Annotated in this window: 11 protein-coding genes and 3 rRNA genes; 9 read left to right on the forward strand and 5 right to left on the reverse strand. The window is 61.7% G+C overall.

Annotated features, from left to right (window positions below; translation table 11 throughout):
- Positions 1–8: 8 nt before the first annotated feature.
- Together B133_RS0102195 and B133_RS0102200 are read left to right on the forward strand one after the other, a co-directional pair.
- Positions 9–374 carry a F0F1 ATP synthase subunit epsilon gene (locus B133_RS0102195; protein WP_018599079.1) on the forward strand — a complete coding sequence of 122 codons (366 nt, stop codon included), beginning with the start codon at positions 9–11 and terminating at the stop codon, positions 372–374.
- An 8-nt stretch (positions 375–382) separates the two neighbouring features.
- A complete protein-coding gene (locus B133_RS0102200; protein ID WP_026255877.1) occupies positions 383–829 on the forward strand; it encodes a DUF2550 domain-containing protein in 447 nt (148 codons plus the stop codon).
- Here the strand turns inward: B133_RS0102200 and B133_RS0102205 are convergent.
- Positions 823–1395, reverse strand: a complete 573-nt coding sequence (locus tag B133_RS0102205) for a cob(I)yrinic acid a,c-diamide adenosyltransferase (protein ID WP_018599081.1) — start codon at positions 1393–1395, stop codon at positions 823–825. The genes B133_RS0102200 and B133_RS0102205 overlap by 7 nt on opposite strands.
- 87 nt (positions 1396–1482) lie before the next feature.
- Here B133_RS0102205 and murA point away from each other — a divergent pair, with 87 nt between their 5' ends.
- From murA to rrf, 4 genes are all read left to right on the forward strand, one after another.
- Positions 1483–2736: a UDP-N-acetylglucosamine 1-carboxyvinyltransferase gene (gene murA / locus B133_RS0102210; RefSeq protein WP_018599082.1), complete on the forward strand. Its 1254-nt coding sequence runs from the start codon at positions 1483–1485 to the stop codon at positions 2734–2736.
- A gap of 366 nt (positions 2737–3102) precedes the next feature.
- A 16S ribosomal RNA gene (locus B133_RS0102215) occupies positions 3103–4622 on the forward strand.
- Positions 4623–4998: 376 nt separating this feature from the next.
- A 23S ribosomal RNA gene (locus B133_RS0102220) occupies positions 4999–8123 on the forward strand.
- Between the two features lie 170 nt (positions 8124–8293).
- Positions 8294–8407 (forward strand): 5S ribosomal RNA (gene rrf, locus B133_RS0102225).
- The 16S, 23S and 5S rRNA genes sit together here, the layout of an rRNA operon.
- Before the next feature lie 76 nt (positions 8408–8483).
- Here the strand turns inward: rrf and B133_RS0102230 are convergent.
- The 3 genes from B133_RS0102230 to B133_RS0102240 form a co-directional block, all read right to left on the reverse strand.
- Positions 8484–8981, reverse strand: a complete 498-nt coding sequence (locus B133_RS0102230; protein ID WP_026255878.1) for a methylated-DNA--[protein]-cysteine S-methyltransferase — start codon at positions 8979–8981, stop codon at positions 8484–8486.
- Positions 8982–9006: 25 nt separating this feature from the next.
- On the reverse strand, positions 9007–10500 hold the full coding sequence (locus B133_RS0102235) for a DNA-3-methyladenine glycosylase 2 family protein (protein WP_018599084.1): 1494 nt from the start codon (positions 10498–10500) through the stop codon (positions 9007–9009).
- 86 nt (positions 10501–10586) lie between these two features.
- The gene (locus B133_RS0102240) at positions 10587–12191 is read right to left on the reverse strand and encodes an adenylate/guanylate cyclase domain-containing protein (protein WP_018599085.1); all 1605 of its coding nucleotides are present in this window, start codon (positions 12189–12191) and stop codon (positions 10587–10589) included.
- 46 nt (positions 12192–12237) lie between these two features.
- On the opposite strand from B133_RS0102240, the gene nucS reads away from it, so the two are divergent.
- Together nucS and B133_RS23480 are read left to right on the forward strand one after the other, a co-directional pair.
- The gene (gene nucS / locus B133_RS0102245; RefSeq protein ID WP_018599086.1) at positions 12238–12924 is read left to right on the forward strand and encodes an endonuclease NucS; all 687 of its coding nucleotides are present in this window, start codon (positions 12238–12240) and stop codon (positions 12922–12924) included.
- Complete coding sequence (locus tag B133_RS23480) at positions 12924–13211, forward strand: hypothetical protein (protein WP_081618160.1); 288 nt, start codon at positions 12924–12926, stop codon at positions 13209–13211. Before nucS ends, B133_RS23480 begins: the two co-directional genes overlap by 1 nt.
- A gap of 3 nt (positions 13212–13214) precedes the next feature.
- Here the strand turns inward: B133_RS23480 and mce are convergent, their stop codons facing one another.
- A complete protein-coding gene (gene mce / locus B133_RS0102250) occupies positions 13215–13691 on the reverse strand; it encodes a methylmalonyl-CoA epimerase (RefSeq protein ID WP_018599087.1) in 477 nt (158 codons plus the stop codon).
- A gap of 86 nt (positions 13692–13777) precedes the next feature.
- On the opposite strand from mce, the gene B133_RS0102255 reads away from it, so the two are divergent.
- Complete coding sequence (locus B133_RS0102255) at positions 13778–14968, forward strand: acetyl-CoA C-acetyltransferase (protein ID WP_018599088.1); 1191 nt, start codon at positions 13778–13780, stop codon at positions 14966–14968.
- Positions 14969–15083 lie beyond the last annotated feature (115 nt).

Genomic DNA, 15083 nt, shown 5'->3' on the forward strand with positions numbered 1-15083 from the left:
GGTGTGACATGGCCGACTTGCACGTCGAGATCGTCGCCGTGGAACGCGAGCTGTGGTCGGGTGACGCGACGTTCGTGTTCACCCGCACCACCGCAGGTGAGATCGGTATCCTGCCGCGGCACATCCCGCTGGTCGCCCAGCTCGTCGGGGACGCCATGGTGCGCGTCGAACGCGAGGGTGAAGACGATGTGCGGATCGCCGTCGACGGCGGGTTCCTGTCGGTGAGTGAAGAGGCTGTCCGGATTTTGGTCGAGAACGCTCAGCTGGAATCCGAGATCGATGCTGACGCGGCCAAGCGGGATTCCGAATCCGATGACCAGGCAACCGCGGCATGGGGTAGGGCGCGGCTGCGTGCCCTAGGCCAGATCGACTAGATATGCCGATGAGCGCGCCCATGATCGTCATGGTCGCGCTGGTCTGTGTGCTGCTGCTGGCAGTTACTGCGCTGTCCTACCGACTCTGGAAGTTACGCCAGGTCGGTGGGACAGCGGCGATTTTGCGGGATTACCCCGCGGTCGGCGGCCACGGCTGGCGGCATGGAGTCATGCGCTATCACGGTGGTGAAGCCGGGTTCTACCGGCTGTCGAGCGTGCGCTGGTGGCCGGATCGTCGGCTCAGCCGGCGCGGCCTCGAAGTGGTGTCACGACGTGCCCCACGCGGTGACGAGTTCGACATCATGACGTCCGAGATCGTCGTGCTCGAACTGCGCGACGCCAGCCCCGAGCGCCGCCAGGGTTACGAGATCGCCCTGGATCGAAGGGCGCTGACGGCCTTCACGTCGTGGCTGGAATCGCGGCCGTCGCCACGTGCACGCCGCCGCAGTTACTGACCCTGCCCGGGTTTCCAGAGCACATCGCCGCCCGGATTGGCCACTCGGGACAGTATGAAGAGCAGGTCAGACAGTCGGTTGAGGTACTTCGCCGGCAAGACGCTGACGCCGTCGCCATGCTCCGCGACCGCAGTCCAGGCCGATCGTTCCGCTCGTCGGGCCACGGTGCGAGCGACGTGCAGCAGTGCCGAGAGCGGGGTTCCGCCGGGCAGGACGAATGAATTCAGTGCGGGCAGTGGCTCATTGAACTCGTCACACCACCGCTCCAGCCGGTCGATGTAATCCTGCGTGATACGCAGCGGCGGATACTTCGGGTTCTCCACCACGGGGGTGGACAGGTCAGCGCCCGCGTCGAACAGATCGTTTTGGATCTGTCGCAGCACCACGAGCAACCCGTCGTCGGGCCGCCCCATCGCGATTGCGACACCGATTGCGGCGTTGGCCTCGTCACAATCTGCGTACGCGATCAGCCTTGTGTCATTCTTCGAGACCCTGCTGAAATCGCTGAGTCCCGTGGTGCCGTCGTCACCGGTGCGGGTGTAGATGCGGGTGAGGTGAACAGCCATGTTGGAACCGTACCGGCTGCAACATCTGCCCCGTCATTCTGAGAGAGCATTCCGAATCTCAGTCCACGGCCGCATAAACTAACCCGCGTGAGCGAGCGATTCGTGGTGACCGGCGGAAACCGGTTGTCGGGCGAAGTTGCTGTCAGCGGAGCGAAGAACAGCGTGCTGAAGTTGATGGCAGCGGCACTGCTGGCGGAGGGCACCAGCACCATCACCAACTGCCCCGACATCCTGGATGTGCCGCTGATGGCCGAGGTGTTGCGAGGCTTGGGTGCCACTGTCGAGCTGGACGGCGGGACCGTCTGGATCACTTCTCCTGACGAACTCAAGTACGACGCTGACTTCGCTGCGGTGAGACAGTTCCGAGCCTCGGTGTGTGTGCTGGGTCCCTTGGTCGGTCGATGCAAGAAGGCCAAGGTCGCCCTGCCCGGCGGTGACGCCATCGGCTCGCGGCCGCTGGACATGCATCAGTCGGGATTACGCCAGCTCGGGGCGCGATGCAACATCGAACACGGTTGTGTGGTGGCCGATGCCGATCATCTGCGTGGTGCGGAGATCCAGCTTGAGTTTCCCTCCGTCGGTGCCACGGAGAACATCCTCATGGCTGCAGTTTTCGCCGAGGGAGTGACCACGATCCACAATGCCGCGAGAGAACCTGACATCGTCGACATCTGCGCGATGCTCAACCAGATGGGGGCTGAGGTCAGCGGCGCGGGCACGTCGACGTTGACGATTACCGGTGTTGACCGGCTGTACCCGACAGAGCACAGGGTGATCGGCGACCGCATCGTCGCCGCCACCTGGGGGATCGCCGCGGCCATGACGCGCGGCGACATATCCGTGACCGGTGTCGACCCCCAACATCTGCAGTTGGTGTTGCACAAACTTCACGACGCCGGCGCGACCGTGACACAGAACGACGACGGTTTCCGGGTGGTCCAGTACGAACGGCCCAAGGCGGTGAACGTGGCAACGCTGCCGTTCCCCGGCTTCCCGACGGATCTGCAGCCGATGGCGATCGGCTTGGCCTCGATAGCCGACGGCACGTCGATGATCACCGAGAACGTGTTTGAGGCTCGGTTCCGTTTTGTCGAGGAGATGATCCGGCTCGGAGCAGACGCCCGGACCGACGGGCACCATGCGGTGATCCGCGGGATCCCGCAGCTCTCGAGCGCACCGGTGTGGTCTTCGGACATCCGGGCCGGCGCCGGGCTGGTGCTGGCCGGCTTGGTCGCCGATGGGGACACCGAGGTCCACGACGTGTTTCACATCGACCGCGGCTACCCGTTGTTCGTCGAGAACCTGGTGAGCTTGGGGGCGGAGATCGAGCGCGTAAGCTAGTTCGAGTCGCCCGCGGTTCGGTCGAAAAGCCTCTGACCAGGCGATTTGACTCCCAAGCGCGGATAGTTCTAATCTAATCGAGTTGCCCCGGCAGCGGGGAGACAAAGCCGCTTGACAGTCTGACCAAGATGGTTTAAGCTGGCAGGGTTGCCCTAAAGGGGTCAACTCGAAACAAATTTGGTGTGTTGTTTGAGAACTCAATAGTGTGTTTGGTGGTTTTTGTTTGTTGTTTTTTGGTCATGCTCTTTTCCCGTTTGGGTGTGGCTGTTTTTTTGTTTTTTTGGATGCCGGTTTTGGTGTCTGTTGTTTGTGATCGGATTTTTCTGAATGTGAATTCGGCCTGTGCCTTTGGGTGTGGGTGGTTTTTGTTTGGAGAGTTTGATCCTGGCTCAGGACGAACGCTGGCGGCGTGCTTAACACATGCAAGTCGAACGGAAAGGCCCTTCGGGGTGCTCGAGTGGCGAACGGGTGAGTAACACGTGGGTGATCTGCCCTGCACTTTGGGATAAGCCTGGGAAACTGGGTCTAATACCGAATAGGACTCCGGACTGCATGGTCTGGGGTGGAAAGCTTTTGCGGTGTGGGATGGGCCCGCGGCCTATCAGCTTGTTGGTGGGGTGATGGCCTACCAAGGCGACGACGGGTAGCCGGCCTGAGAGGGTGACCGGCCACACTGGGACTGAGATACGGCCCAGACTCCTACGGGAGGCAGCAGTGGGGAATATTGCACAATGGGCGCAAGCCTGATGCAGCGACGCCGCGTGGGGGATGACGGCCTTCGGGTTGTAAACCTCTTTCAGCACAGACGAAGCGCAAGTGACGGTATGTGCAGAAGAAGCACCGGCCAACTACGTGCCAGCAGCCGCGGTAATACGTAGGGTGCGAGCGTTGTCCGGAATTACTGGGCGTAAAGAGCTCGTAGGTGGTTTGTCGCGTTGTTCGTGAAAACTCACAGCTTAACTGTGGGCGTGCGGGCGATACGGGCAGACTGGAGTACTGCAGGGGAGACTGGAATTCCTGGTGTAGCGGTGGAATGCGCAGATATCAGGAGGAACACCGGTGGCGAAGGCGGGTCTCTGGGCAGTAACTGACGCTGAGGAGCGAAAGCGTGGGGAGCGAACAGGATTAGATACCCTGGTAGTCCACGCCGTAAACGGTGGGTACTAGGTGTGGGTTTCCTTCCTTGGGATCCGTGCCGTAGCTAACGCATTAAGTACCCCGCCTGGGGAGTACGGCCGCAAGGCTAAAACTCAAAGGAATTGACGGGGGCCCGCACAAGCGGCGGAGCATGTGGATTAATTCGATGCAACGCGAAGAACCTTACCTGGGTTTGACATGCACAGGACGCCGGTAGAGATATCGGTTCCCTTGTGGCCTGTGTGCAGGTGGTGCATGGCTGTCGTCAGCTCGTGTCGTGAGATGTTGGGTTAAGTCCCGCAACGAGCGCAACCCTTGTCCTATGTTGCCAGCGGGTTATGCCGGGGACTCGTAGGAGACTGCCGGGGTCAACTCGGAGGAAGGTGGGGATGACGTCAAGTCATCATGCCCCTTATGTCCAGGGCTTCACACATGCTACAATGGCCGGTACAAAGGGCTGCGATGCCGTGAGGTGGAGCGAATCCTTTCAAAGCCGGTCTCAGTTCGGATCGGGGTCTGCAACTCGACCCCGTGAAGTCGGAGTCGCTAGTAATCGCAGATCAGCAACGCTGCGGTGAATACGTTCCCGGGCCTTGTACACACCGCCCGTCACGTCATGAAAGTCGGTAACACCCGAAGCCGGTGGCCTAACCCCTTGTGGGAGGGAGCCGTCGAAGGTGGGATCGGCGATTGGGACGAAGTCGTAACAAGGTAGCCGTACCGGAAGGTGCGGCTGGATCACCTCCTTTCTAAGGAGCACCATTTTTGGTTCCCCCGCCCCCACGTCTGTGGGAGGAGTGCGGTTGGGATATGTCAGCCAGGCCCTGTAGTGGGTGTCTGGTGGGTGCAACGACAAACGTGAGAAGTGGTGTGGGAACACTGCTTTGAGGAATCATCAGGCACACTATTGGGCTTTGAGACAACAGGCCCGTTTTTCCCTGGCCCCTGTGTGGGGTGGGAGGCGTGTTGTTGCCCTGCTTTGGTGGTGGGGTGTGGTGTTTGATTTGTGGATAGTGGTTGCGAGCATCTTGCACGCAAGAGTGTGGCTGGGGCCTTCGGGTTTCTGGTCGTGTTGCTTGTGTGTTGATGTGCAATTTCTTTTGAAACTCATTTTTGGTTTTTGTGTTGTAAGTGTTTAAGGGCGCATGGTGGATGCCTTGGCACTGGGAGCCGATGAAGGACGTGGGAGGCTGCGATATGCCTCGGGGAGCTGTCAACCGAGCGTGGATCCGAGGATGTCCGAATGGGGAAACCCGGCACGAGTGATGTCGTGTCACCCAACGCTGAATGTATAGGCGTTGGGGGGGAACGCGGGGAAGTGAAACATCTCAGTACCCGTAGGAAGAGAAAACAAAATGTGATTCCGTGAGTAGTGGCGAGCGAAAGCGGAGGATGGCTAAACCGTATGCATGTGATACCGGGTAGGGGTTGTGTGTGCGGGGTTGTGGGACCCATCTTCTCAGTTCTATCCGACTGGGGGGCAGTGAGAAAATGTTGTGGTTAGCGGAAGTGGCTTGGGATGGCCTGCCGTAGACGGTGAGAGCCCGGTACGTGAAAACCCGACGTCTGTCTTGATGGTGTTCCCGAGTAGCAGCGGGCTCGTGGAATCTGCTGTGAATCTGCCGGGACCACCCGGTAAGCCTGAATACTTCCCAGTGACCGATAGCGGATGAGTACCGTGAGGGAATGGTGAAAAGTACCCCGGGAGGGGAGTGAAATAGTACCTGAAACCGTGCGCTTACAATCCGTCAGAGCCCTCGGCTTGCCGTGGGGTGATGGCGTGCCTTTTGAAGAATGAGCCTGCGAGTCAGGGACATGTCGCGAGGTTAACCCGGGTGGGGTAGCCGCAGCGAAAGCGAGTCTGAATAGGGCGTATCCGCACAGTAGTGTGTGGTGTAGTGGTGTGTTCTGGACCCGAAGCGGAGTGATCTACCCATGGCCAGGGTGAAGCGCGGGTAAGACCGTGTGGAGGCCCGAACCCACTTAGGTTGAAGACTGAGGGGATGAGTTGTGGGTAGGGGTGAAAGGCCAATCAAACTCCGTGATAGCTGGTTCTCCCCGAAATGCATTTAGGTGCAGCGTCACATGTTTCTTGTTGGAGGTAGAGCTACTGGATGGCCGATGGGCCCTACTAGGTTACTGACGTCAGCCAAACTCCGAATGCCGACAAGTCTAAGAGTGTGGCAGTGAGACGGCGGGGGATAAGCTCCGTGCGTCGAGAGGGAAACAGCCCAGATCGCCGGCTAAGGCCCCTAAGCGTGTGCTAAGTGGAAAAGGATGTGCAGTCGCGAAGACAACCAGGAGGTTGGCTTAGAAGCAGCCACCCTTGAAAGAGTGCGTAATAGCTCACTGGTCAAGTGATTGTGCGCCGATAATGTAGCGGGGCTCAAGCACACCGCCGAAGCCGCGGCAACGTATTTATACGTTGGGTAGGGGAGCGTCCTGCATCCGGTGAAGCCGCCGAGTGATCGAGTGGTGGAGGGTGTGGGAGTGAGAATGCAGGCATGAGTAGCGAATAGGCAAGTGAGAACCTTGCCCGCCGAAAGACCAAGGGTTCCTGGGCCAGGCCAGTCCGCCCAGGGTGAGTCGGGACCTAAGGCGAGGCCGACAGGCGTAGTCGATGGACAACGGGTTGATATTCCCGTACCCGTGTGTGTGCGTCCCTGATGAATCAATCGTGCTAACCACCCAAATGGTGGTCCACCAATCCCTTCGGGGTGCGGGGATTACCGGCTGCGTGGGACCCTGGTTGGTAGTAGTCAAGCGATGGGGTGACGCAGGAAGGTAGCCGTACCGGTCAGTGGTAATACCGGGGTAAGCCTGTAGGGAGGAACGTAGGTAAATCCGCGTTTCATTGATCCTGAGAGGTGATGCATAGCCGAGTGAGGCGAATTCGGTGATCCTATGCTGCCAAGAAAAGCCTCTAGCGAGGACATACACGGCCCGTACCCCAAACCAACACAGGTGGTCAGGTAGAGAATACTAAGGCGTACGAGTGAACTATGGTTAAGGAACTCGGCAAAATGCCCCCGTAACTTCGGGAGAAGGGGGACCCCCATATCGTGAAGGCACTTGCTGCCGGTAGCGGGAGGGGGTGGCACAAACCAGTGAGAAGCGACTGTTTACTAAAAACACAGGTCCGTGCGAAGTCGCAAGACGATGTATACGGACTGACGCCTGCCCGGTGCTGGAAGGTTAAGAGGACCCGTTAACTCGTAAGGGTGAAGCGGAGAATTTAAGCCCCAGTAAACGGCGGTGGTAACTATAACCATCCTAAGGTAGCGAAATTCCTTGTCGGGTAAGTTCCGACCTGCACGAATGGCGTAACGACTTCTCAACTGTCTCAACCATAGACTCGGCGAAATTGCACTACGAGTAAAGATGCTCGTTACGCGCGGCAGGACGAAAAGACCCCGGGACCTTCACTACAACTTGGTATTGGTGCTCGATACGGTTTGTGTAGGATAGGTGGGAGACTGTGAAATTCACACGCTAGTGTGGGTGGAGTCGTTGTTGAAATACCACTCTGATCGTATTGGGCCTCTAACCTCGGACCGTATATCCGGTTCAGGGACAGTGCCTGGTGGGTAGTTTAACTGGGGCGGTTGCCTCCTAAAATGTAACGGAGGCGCCCAAAGGTTCCCTCAACCTGGACGGCAATCAGGTGTTGAGTGTAAGTGCACAAGGGAGCTTGACTGCGAGACGGACATGTCGAGCAGGGACGAAAGTCGGGACTAGTGATCCGGCACCTCTGAGTGGAAGGGGTGTCGCTCAACGGATAAAAGGTACCCCGGGGATAACAGGCTGATCTTCCCCAAGAGTCCATATCGACGGGATGGTTTGGCACCTCGATGTCGGCTCGTCGCATCCTGGGGCTGGAGCAGGTCCCAAGGGTTGGGCTGTTCGCCCATTAAAGCGGCACGCGAGCTGGGTTTAGAACGTCGTGAGACAGTTCGGTCTCTATCCGCCGCGCGCGTCAGAAGCTTGAGGAAATCTGTCCCTAGTACGAGAGGACCGGGACGGACGAACCTCTGGTCTACCAGTTGTCCCACCAGGGGCACTGCTGGATAGCTACGTTCGGACAGGATAACCGCTGAAAGCATCTAAGCGGGAAACCCCCTCCAAGACCAGGCTTCTCACCCATTTGAGTGGGATAAGGCCCCCCGCAGACCACGGGATCGATAGACCAGACCTAGACACCCAGCAATGGGCGCAGGGAACTGGCACTAACCGGCCGAAAACTTACAACAACCCACAAACACCAAACAGTGTTTGGGTTTCAGTAAGACACGCACAACCTTGTCTCGCAACCACAACCACACACCCCACACGACCCCCCGCGGGTCGATAACGGGTGCACACCACACCCCACCACCAAAACACACCCACAGATTCACACCCAGAAACGGGTGAATAAAGTTACGGCGGTCCATAGCGGCAGGGAAACGCCCGGTCCCATCCCGAACCCGGAAGCTAAGCCTGCCAGCGCCGATGATACTACCCACACGGGTGGAAAAGTAGGACACCGCCGAACACACATTAAGTCCCGGGCCCCCAATTCCGATTGGGGGCCCGGGCATTTTTTTATGTACGTTTTTGTATGTAATAGCTCAGTCGAAAAGTGCCGGCTCCCGGCGGCTTTTCTCCAATTCCAGCAATGCCCTTTTGCGGTCCAGTCCGCCGCCATATCCGGTCAGGCTGCCATTAGCGCCGATCACCCGGTGACACGGCACCACGATTCCGATCGGATTGTGCCCATTAGCCAATCCGACCGCCCGAAATGCTCCAGGGGATCCGATCTCGCGGGCGATATCGCCGTATGTGCACGTTTCGCCATAGGGAATCGACTGCAGAGCCGTCCAGACCCGGCGTTGGAATGCTGTGCCGACCATGTGCAGTTCCAATTCGAACACCGTGCGCTCGCCGGCGAAGTATTCCGCCAATTGTTCGACGGCGTCGGGAAAGGCCGTCTCGTCGACGTCCCAGCCGTCGCGGCTCGGCTCATAAGTCTGATCGACCATGCGAAGGTGCATCAACCGCCCGTCTCGTCCCGCCAAGGTCAGAACACCCACCGGGCTGTCTACAGATCGGCATTGCAGTGTCGTCATCGTTTCTCCTGAATTTGTCAGATCCTCATGCTGAATGGGCAGTAACCGGCCAGTCGTTGACTACGTGGTCCAGCGTGGTCCACAGGTGCTGAGTCGCGTAGGACCGCCAAGGGCGCCAGCGTGCGCTGTGCCGGATCAGTGCGTTGTGGTCCGAAGGCAACCCGAGTTGTTCGGCGGCCAACCGGACACCGAGGTCGCTGGCGGGGAACGCGTCGGGATCCCCGAGCCCCCGCATGGCGATCACCTCCGCGCTCCACGGTCCGATGCCGGGCAGGGCCAGGAGTTGCTCGCGGGCTGCCGTCCAGTCGCAGCCGGGGTCGAGGACCAGGGTGCCGTCAGTCAGGGCATGAACGAGTGCGCTGACCGTCCGGCGTCGTGCGGCGGGCATGGCCAGATGGGCGGGATCGATCTCCGCCAGACCGGCGATATCGGGGAACGCGTGGGTCAGACCACCGGTGTCATCGCGCACGGGCTGTCCGTAGGCCTTGACCAGCCGGCCCACGTGGGTGCGTGCTGCTTTGACGGACACCTGCTGCCCGAGCACCACCCGGATCGCGAGCTCGGCCTCGTCGACTGTACGGGGGATGCGTTGACCCGGCGCCTTGGCCACGACAGCGGCCAGGTCCTGATCGGAGCCCAACGCGTCGACCACGGCCTCAGGATCGGCGTCGAGGTCGAGTAGTCGGCGGCACCGGGCGATGGCGGCGCCGAGGTCGCGGAAGTTGTCGAGCACCAACCGGCAGCGGACATGGTCTGGGTGCGGCTGCAGGCTGACGACGCCGTGACCGTGCGGCAACCGCAGCGAGCGTCGCAGCCACCCGTCGCGCACTTCCTCCAGTCCTGGCACCGCGCTGGCCGCAAGGTGGCCGAACAATCCCTCGAACGCGAACGGTGTGCGAACCGGCAACCGCAGTGATACCACCCCGGGAGACACCGACTCGTCGCGGCCGAATCGAGTTGTCGCGCGCCGACGCAACTCGGTCGGTGAGAGATCGCAGACTGCCCGGACGGTGTCGTTGAATTGGCGGATGCTGGCGAATCCGGCGGCGAAGGCGACGTCTCCGAACGGCAATTCGGTGGTCTCGATGAGTACCCGCGCGGTTTGGGTGCGCTGTGCACGGGCCAGGGCCAATGGGCCGGCGCCCAGTTCGGCCTGCATGATGCGCTGCAACTGCCGGGTGGTGTAGCCGACGCGTGCTGCCAAACCGGTGACGCCTTCGCGGTCCACGGTGCCGTCGGCGATGAGCCGCATACAGCGGGCGACCGCGTCACCCCGGACATTCCATTCCGGCGAACCGGGCGATGCATCAGGCCGGCACCGTTTGCAGGCGCGGAATCCTGCGGCCTGCGCTGCCGCTGCGGTGGGGTAGAACCGCATGTTGTGAGCCAGTGGTGGGCGCACCGGACAGCTGGGGCGACAGTAGATCCCTGTGGTGAGCACCGCGGTGACGAACCAACCGTCGAACCGGGCGTCCTTGGACTGGACGGCCCGATAACAGCGGTCGAAATCGTCGTGCACAACTGCAACGATGGCACGAGCCGGATGTCGTTACTAGCGGAAAAACGACATCGTGGTGGCTGGTAGCGGCCGGCATCGGGGCGGGATCAGATCGGAACCGCCAGCCGGGTCGGTTCACAGAGGCCGCGCAATGTCACGGTGTCGCCTAATAACCAACGAGCCCTTTCGGTTTCGGTGGCATTGGCGACAGTGTCCGAAGACGCCACCAGATGACCCGGAACGGATTTGGACAACTCGCACAGCCGGGCCGCCTCGTTGACCGGCTCGCCGATGACCGTGTACTCGAAGCGTTTCTTGGCACCCACGTTGCCCGCCACCACCTGGCCCGCTGCGACACCGATGCCGGCGGCGAGCTCGGGCACCGAACTGCGCAGGCACTCGGCGATGGCCCGTGCGGCGCCCAGTGCTTCGTCCTCGGGATGATCCAGACGCACCGGAGCGCCGAACACCGCGAGCACCGCGTCGCCCTCGAACTTGTTGACCAGACCCTGATGGCGGTCCACCTCGTCGACGATGACTGCGAAGAACCGGTTGAGCAAGGTGACCACTTCGGTCGCCGGTCGGCTCGTCACCAGCTGACTCGAACCGATGACGTCGACGAAGATGACTGCGGCGTGGCGCTCTTCGCCGCCGAGCACCGGCTTCTGCTGCTCTGCCAGCTCGGCAACCTCACGGCCGACATGGCGGCCGAACAAGTCACGGACCCGTTCACGTTCGCGCAGCCCCTGCACCATCGAGTTGAAACCACGTTGCAGCTGGCCGAGTTCGGTGCCGTCGAACACCACCAGGTTGGTGTCGAGATCGCCATCCTCGACTCGACGCAACGCAGCCCGGACCACCCGGATCGGGGCCGCAGTCAACCACGTCGCGATCCACATCAGGATGAATCCGAACACCAGCGCGAACACCGCCAGGACCATGACGGCAGCCGCGAGCTGGGTTGGGGTGAGATTCTGCAGTGCCAGCGCGAACATGGCGGCCAGCAGGATGCCGAGGATCGGCACGCCGGATCCCAAGGCCCACACGACCATGGTGCGGCCCATGATCCCCGAGGACAGTCGGATCGGTGGTGGGCCTGCCTCCAGCGCCTGAGCGGCCACCGGACGCAGTGCGAACTCGGTGAACATATAGCAGCTGACCGATACGACGATGCCGGGAAAACTGACGCCCAACAGGAACTTGGGGATGTAGTTGCTGTCGACCAAGCCGTAGAGGGTGGTGAGCAGCGCGGTCCCGACACTCCACAGGATCAGCAGCACGGTGGTCAGCCGGCCTGGCGCGAGGAAGGTGTTGCGCTGATCCTGGCGGCTGGGTGTCCGCCCCTGCAGCGACCAGCGCACATCGTTGATCACCCGGTTGGTGGCCCAGACCACGCCGATGACCAACGCGGCGCAGATATACGCCGGCGCGACCGCAAAGGTGATCAACCGGACGTCGGGCGCGAACACGCTCGGGGTGGGGAACACCAGTGTGACGATCAGCTGGGAGACCCCGATGCCGAGCAGATTGGCGACGACGACAAACGTGGTCAGGATGATCTGAATGCGCACCCGGCGACGGCGCTGGCTTTCCGATACCTGGCCGAGGATCCAAGATCCATACGCCGGCTCGGACTGGAGTCTGCTGCTCTGCCGGGTCAGGGTTTCCAGAATCCTGCCCAGCCGTCTCGCCACGGATTTGTCGGCGTCCATTGATGCGTCAGCGTAGTTCGTTCGTCCTGCCCTTAAGGTAGATCGGGTGCGCCTCGTGATTGCCCAGTGCACCGTCGACTATGTGGGTCGGCTGACCGCACACCTTCCGTCCGCCCGCCGGCTGTTGCTGTTCAAGGCCGACGGCTCGGTGAGTGTGCACGCCGACGACCGTGCCTACAAGCCGCTGAACTGGATGAGTCCGCCGTGTTGGGTCACCGAGGAGGAGGCAGAAGGCTCACCCGGTGGATCCTCTGTCGTCTGGGTGGTGGAAAACAGGGCCGGTGAGCAGCTACGAATCACGGTCGAAGACGTCGAGCACGACTCCAGTCACGAGCTCGGGATCGACCCCGGCCTGGTGAAGGACGGGGTCGAGGCGCATCTGCAGGCGCTGCTGGCCGAACACGTCGAATTGCTCGGCACCGGCTACACGCTGGTACGCCGGGAGTATCCGACGGCGATCGGTCCGGTGGACCTGATGTGCCGCGACGAGCTGGGCGGCTCGGTGGCCGTGGAGATCAAGCGTCGCGGTGAGATCGACGGCGTCGAACAACTGACCCGCTACCTGGATTTGCTCAACCGTGACAGTGTGTTGGCGCCGGTGGCCGGGGTGTTCGCGGCCCAGCAGATCAAGCCGCAAGCGCGCACGCTGGCAACCGATCGTGGGATCCGTTGCGTGACTCTGGATTACGACCAGATGCGGGGGATGGACAGCAGCGAGTATCGGTTGTTCTGATGGGACGGCGACACAGGACACCCAGGAAGCTGCCATCGTCGTTGCCGACACGTCGAATCGAAACGGGGCCGGACGGTTACGACTACGAGGTGCGCGTCGTCACCGCGGCGCGTGCGGTCAAGACCTATCGCTGCCCCGGATGCGATCACGAGATACGTTCGGGCACAGCTCATGTGGTGGCGTGGCCGGCGGACATGGGAGAGGCCGCGGTGGACGACCGTCGACATTGGCACACGCCATGCTGGGCCAACCGGACCAATCGCGGCCCGACGCGCAGGTGGTCGTGACGATCAGTGCGCCGAATCGGCGGCCGGCTCGACCAGCTCGATCAGCACGCCACCCGCGTCTTTGGGGTGGATGAAGTTGATCCGCGAGTTCGCGGTGCCCTTGCGGGGAGCGTCGTAGAGCAGGCGCACACCCTGGCTGCGCAGCCGTTTGCTCAGTGCGTCGATGTCGCTGGTTCGATAGGCCAGCTGCTGCAGGCCGGGGCCGCGCTTGTCGATGAACTTGGCAAGCATCGAATTCTCGTCGAGTGGCGACATCAACTGGATCTGTGCGCTGCCCTTCGGTGCACCGCGGACTGAGAGCATCGCCTCCCGCACACCCTGCTCTTTGTTGATCTCTTCGTGCAGGACGATCATGCCGAGGTTGTCGTGGTACCACTTGATGGCGGCGTCCAGATCTGGGACGGCGATACCGACGTGGTCGATGGCCGCCACCAGCGCGAAAGCGAGGGCGGGACCGGCATCAACTCGTTCGACGGTCATAACCCAACGGTAGCCTTTACCTGAAGGGTTTGCGGTATGTGTGATCGGCCGCACAGGTCCGGCGAACCGCTCTTTGGAGGTAGGAAATGACCACGTCGGTGATCGTCGGTGGAGCACGTACTCCAGTCGGCAAATTGATGGGTTCACTGAAGGATTTCTCAGGCAGTGACCTGGGTGCGGTCGCTATCCGCGGCGCTCTGGAGAAAGCCTTCCCGAACGGCGAGGGCGACGCTTCGCTCGTCGACTATGTGATCATGGGCCAGGTTCTCACCGCCGGTGCCGGACAGATGCCCGCGCGCCAGGCCGCGGTCGGCGGCGGGATCGGCTGGGACGTGCCCGCCCTGACCATCAACAAGATGTGCCTGTCCGGCATCGATGCCATTGCGCTGGCCGATCAGCTCATCCGCGCCGGTGAGTTCGATGTGGTGGTCGCCGGCGGTCAGGAGTCGATGACGCAGGCTCCGCACCTGTTGCCCAAGAGCCGTGAGGGCTACAAGTACGGCGACGTCACCGTGCTCGATCACCTCGCCTACGACGGCCTGTACGACGTGTTCACCGATCAGCCGATGGGTGCACTCACCGAGCAGCGCAACGATGTCGACAAGTTCACGCGCGCTGAGCAGGACGAGTTTGCTGCGCAGTCCCATCAGAAAGCCGCCGCGGCGTGGAAGGACGGCGTCTACGCCGACGAGGTGGTGCCGGTGTCGATCCCGCAGCGCAGGGGTGACCCGATCGAGTTCGCCGAGGACGAGGGCATCCGGGCCAACACCACCGCCGAATCGCTGGGCGGCCTGCGCCCGGCATTCCGCAAGGGCGGCACCATCACCGCGGGCTCGTCGTCGCAGATCTCCGACGGCGCATGTGCTGTCGTGGTGATGAACAAGGCCAAGGCCGAGGAGTTGGGGCTGAGCTGGCTCTGTGAGATCGGTGCGCACGGTGTCGTCGCGGGGCCGGATTCCACGCTGCAGTCGCAGCCCGCCAACGCCATCAAGAAGGCGATCGCCCGCGAAGGCATCACGGCCGACCAGCTGGACGTCATCGAGATCAATGAGGCATTCGCCGCGGTGTCGCTCGCGTCGACCAAGGAACTCGGAGTGGACCCGGCCAAGGTCAACCTCCACGGTGGCGCGATCGCCATCGGCCATCCGATCGGCATGTCAGGTGCCCGCATCACGCTGCACGCGGCCCTTGAGCTCGCCCGCCGCGGCTCCGGCTATGCGGTCGCCGCGTTGTGTGGTGCGGGTGGGCAGGGCGATGCGCTCGTGCTGCGTCGGTGACCGCTACCAAGGGGCCTAAAACTACGCCGAGTAGTAGCTGTCGATAGCGCGCTCCGTCGACCGGTTCGGCGTTGGCGCCCCAACCGGGCCGCGTCGCGCCGGAAACAACGTGACA

This window comes from Mycobacterium sp. 155, from assembly GCF_000373905.1.
GTDB lineage: Bacteria > Actinomycetota > Actinomycetes > Mycobacteriales > Mycobacteriaceae > Mycobacterium.